Source organism: Caulobacter sp. P1_B12_2 (assembly GCF_056406675.1).
Genome location: NZ_JBFTZS010000707.1, coordinates 1 through 1,485 on the forward strand (window position 1 = coordinate 1; position 1,485 = coordinate 1,485).

The following is a 1,485-nucleotide window of genomic DNA, read 5'->3' on the forward strand; positions in this document are numbered from 1 at the left end:
CCCCTGCCCTTGCGGCGGATAGAGAGGTTCCCGCCACAAGGGCGGGAATGACGGCTGTAGAGAGAGAAGAACCTTTTCAGGCGCCCCGCCGACTACATCCCATGATCCCCATGCCCTCCCGGCCCATGCGCCTCGGCCGTGCCCCCCAGGCCGTCCGGAATGCCGATGCTGACATTGGCCATCATGCCCTGGTCCTCGTGGTCGAGGATGTGGCAGTGCAGGACGTATTCGCCGATGTAGCGCTCGTACCGGGTGCGAGTGACGATGTGGTAGTCCTGCTTGACGAACAGGGTGTCCTTCCACTGGTCGATCACCCCGGCATAGTCAGGGTCGAAGTCCGGCGTGCCGGGGTCGGTCACGGGCTTGCCGGCCTTGTTGACCACGCTGACCACCTGGAACGGATTGACGTGGATGTGGAACGGATGTGAGGCGAACTTCGAGGTCAGCCGCCACTCCTGCACGTCGCCGATATTGGCCGTGCGGTCGATCCGCGAGGGCACGTAGGGGCCGCTCTTGTCCGGCGGCAGGGCCGGGTTGAGCACCTCGAACGTGGTCCTCGGCTTGGCGTTGATGTCGATGTTGAAGGCCAGCTCCTGAGGCGGTGCGTTGAGCTCTTCCTTGGCGATCGTCGGATGCCAGACGAATTTCGACAGGGCCAGGTCGTTGTTGAGGTCGCGGACCACCACGGCCTTGACCCGCTGATCCGGTACGTTGCGCTCGGCGGCGGCGATCAGCAGGGCCTTCAGCGCCTTGTCCGGATCGCCGGCCGGCGCGCCGTGTTCGACCACCGCGACGCCCAGCAGCTTGATGGGCTCGGGCGCCTGGGACGGGCTGCCCAGGGCGTTGCTGGCCCCGTCGACGATGCAGTAGTTCCCGCCGGTCGGGAAATGGACCACCAGGTCGGCGCGGTAGCCTGGCTGCAGGCGCGTCTCGCTGGTGCGGAACACCTTCGACCGGGTCAGGCCGTCCAGCGCCACCTCCCACATCGGCAGGGCCTCGCCGGCGCACCAGGTGCGCATGAAGGCCGCCTGGTCCTTGGCGGGCACGGTGTTCCAGTCGGGCGCGCCGGCCTTCATCAGGAACAGCCGGAAATTGACCGCCTCGCGGACGCCGCCGTGAATCAGCCGCCAGCGCTCGAACCGGCCGGCGCGCAGACCCGTGACCCCGGGCTGGACCCTCCCGTTGATCGAGGTGAAGCGGCCCGAATTGTTCCAGCTGGCGCTGGGGCTCAGCTGCTGGGCGTAGTCGCGGATCTCGCCGGTCTGGCCGGTGTTGCAAACCCAGGGCTGGCCGCCCGGACCCGGCGACTTCTGGATCTTCCCGTCGGCGTCGAAGCAGGCGTACTGCACCTGCTGGAACATCAGCACCTTGTCGGGGAAGGCCGTCCCTTGCGCGTCCTGCAGCAGCACGTCGATGTCGCCGGGGGTGGTGGCGGTCGGGGCGCGGTCGTCCTTGATGATCAGGGCGCCGTCCATGCCGCTGGAC

1 protein-coding gene is annotated in these 1,485 nt (G+C 67.7%); it reads right to left on the minus strand.

The window, feature by feature from the left end:
- Positions 1-92 precede the first annotated feature (92 nt).
- A partial coding sequence (locus tag AC1DZ6_RS25090) for a multicopper oxidase domain-containing protein (RefSeq protein ID WP_477099804.1) occupies positions 93-1,485 on the minus strand: 1,393 nt, incomplete at its 5' end.